Consider the following 2,527-nt stretch of genomic DNA (forward strand, 5'->3'; position numbering starts at 1 on the left):
TGCTGCACGGTACGGGTTCCAAGCATCAGGCGGCAGCCGGCCGAACGGCCAAAGGGATCGTATTCTTCCTGAAGAGAGCTTTCCACGGTTCCAAAGGAAGTGTCCTGAATCATGTTGCCGTAAACATCGTAGGAGCATTCCCTGATGCCGGAGGCGTCCCGGACGTAGGTCATTTGTCCGAGGTGGTTGTAGGTGAACTTCCATCCTGGCGTATCGTCACTGTGGGAGACGGAGACAAGTTCTCCGGTGAGAGGAGCATAGGCGTAGGTAGTGACGATTCCTCTGGCTTTGGTCAGCGTCTCCAGACGGTTAAATTTATCGTAAGTCTTGATTGTGGAGGAGCCGTCGGCATAGGTCTTTTTCACTTTCAATCCCGTGGCTTCGTCATAGAGCCCCGTGGTGGTATCTCCGTCGGTTGGGTTGGAAGGATCAGAGGTAATGTCTCCCTCATCTGCCCTGAAGGTAGTCAAGGTAACCATATGGTCGGCTTCATCGTAGGCGAAGCATGCGGGCTGAATGGCGGTGCCGTACTCGGCTATCTTTCTGCCGCTCCCTGACGCGCTAGTGCCCGGAACTGGAGCAAATGTACCTGATCGACTACAAGGTGCGCGTGCTCTCTCCCACCCGGACGAACATTCCGGACGCGGCGGAAGAAAACGGCACCGGCTCCAATGTCCGCGTTCTCATTGAATCTTCGGACGGCGTCGCTTCTTGGACCACGGTGGGCGTTTCCTACAGCATCATTGAGGCCAGTCTAGAAGTTCTGGCGGACGCCGTCACGTGCAAGCTCTACAAGACGGAGCAGGCCAGATGGCGCGCGGAATGCTGATAAACGGCGCCCCTGAAGAACTGACCTCTTGACGATCGTTATATTCTCTCTGAAGCGCAAGGCGGCTTCCGCCAGGAAGAGAAGGCGTGCTCCAGGTAAAATTCATTTAAATTTTACTTCATCCGGTGTTGGCATGTTTTCCGGAAGATCAAAGGGAGGGATTGTGGGACAATGGTAATGAAGTATATGGGGAGCCTGTTTCGTGGTCAGGGGATGGCTTTTAGGTTTAAAGTGAAATACTTGAACGGTACCTGGAGATTCATTGGCATAACAATGGTTTTCAACGTCGTACATCAATGTCCAGTTGACGGTTGAAAAAATGCCGTACCGTTTGTCCCTTCCATGTTGGTCCCTTTTGGTGTATTCGCCCAACTGGGCGATTCCCTGGACAACCACGCATAAATAAGGGCGGCTTCCCAGGCTTACAGGCTGTTGTCGGCCATTGTGGAAAATGAGTTCCTGGTTGAATGGAATGATTAAAACCGGAAGCCATCCGCGGGAGCAGGGCCATTCCGGGAACATAGATAGGTATTTCCATTCCTTTTGTACGACCGGCAGTTGATTTCTCGTGACCATCCATAAATAATCACGGCAAAGAGGCTGTCTCAACATCATCCATAATAGAGGGGGAGGCATCGTATTGCGGTTGTAGGCCTGTATACATTCCTCCCCGCAGCCAAGTATAAAACTCAATCCCCAAAGCTGGGAGTCCAAGTCAAAGCTCCGTTCCTCTTCACACCATCCCACTAACTGCCGGTAGCTGCAGATGCAACTGACTGCCTCCGGATTGATTTTCACCAATACCGTCTTGTTATTCGGAGACGGCATATGGAATAAATCGACACTGGCATGGAGCGACTGAAGTGGTAGTAATCCCATAAGTATGCAATAAATGAAAATACGGAAACAGTTAGCAAATATCTTTTTCATTTTTTTCTTTCTTTTTCCACTCTTCGAGAATCTCTTGATTTATTCATTTTGATCATATTCGGATTTAATGTTTTGAGTTCATGGTGTCCCGTTGATGTTCTAAGAATTGTAATATCAGAAGTAAAAAAATGAATAAAATTACATTCTTTATTCCCTGTCTTTACTCTGAATATTCTCCTAAGTGGAGACAAAATATAAACGGATTTTATATGTCCTGTTTCATGAAAACAAGCAATCGTTTTAATATTTTTATTCGCTAGAATTTTTTCCATTAAGGGATGTATTGTTACTCCATTTTGTCCCGCAAAAATTGGAGCTCTTGTTTCTCCCTTTCCGTGTGAAATCATTACGGCAAATTGTAATGCATCAGGTTTATTCTGTTGAGAAGCTTCTGTTGCTGCTTTAAAAGCCTCCTCCGGAGATATTTGATTATTCAAAGAAGTTTTTGAATCGTCATTAAAATAATTTATTAAAGCGTTAACATCTCCTTCATAAATATCCCCATTAAAATAAATTCTTTTCTTTTTTATTTGTGTGGTTAGATGAGTTTTATAGAATTGTAAATTTTTTTCTATTTTACTTGATTCTTTTACTATATTTTCTCTATCTTTAGTAAATGTTATTAATTGTGTTTCATCATTATGAAAAGATGTTACAATAAATAATTTTTTCCCAATATATCTATACAGTTTATTACTCTATTATCAAGGAATCCATACAAATTCCATCCACCCTGTTCGACGATAGGATCGCGATTGGTCCACCTGC

3 protein-coding genes and 1 pseudogene are annotated in these 2,527 nt (G+C 44.7%); 1 reads left to right on the forward strand and 3 read right to left on the reverse strand.

Annotated elements, in window-relative coordinates:
- Positions 1 to 470 (reverse strand): annotated as a pseudogene (locus HJW02_RS12820) (hypothetical protein); the annotation flags it as partial.
- Between the two features lie 113 nt (positions 471 to 583).
- Here HJW02_RS12820 and HJW02_RS12825 point away from each other — a divergent pair.
- Positions 584 to 829, forward strand: a complete 246-nt coding sequence (locus HJW02_RS12825) for an alpha-isopropylmalate synthase regulatory domain-containing protein (protein ID WP_102722262.1) — start codon at positions 584 to 586, stop codon at positions 827 to 829.
- A 102-nt stretch (positions 830 to 931) separates the two neighbouring features.
- Here HJW02_RS12825 and HJW02_RS12830 read toward each other — a convergent pair whose 3' ends face one another.
- Complete coding sequence (locus HJW02_RS12830) at positions 932 to 1,759, reverse strand: hypothetical protein (protein WP_102722263.1); 828 nt, start codon at positions 1,757 to 1,759, stop codon at positions 932 to 934.
- Positions 1,756 to 2,196: a hypothetical protein gene (locus HJW02_RS12835; RefSeq protein WP_146019652.1), complete on the reverse strand. Its 441-nt coding sequence runs from the start codon at positions 2,194 to 2,196 to the stop codon at positions 1,756 to 1,758. Before HJW02_RS12835 ends, HJW02_RS12830 begins: the two co-directional genes overlap by 4 nt.
- Positions 2,197 to 2,527 lie beyond the last annotated feature (331 nt).

It is taken from the genome of Akkermansia sp. GGCC_0220 (assembly GCF_017566105.1).
Lineage (GTDB): Bacteria > Verrucomicrobiota > Verrucomicrobiia > Verrucomicrobiales > Akkermansiaceae > Akkermansia > Akkermansia massiliensis.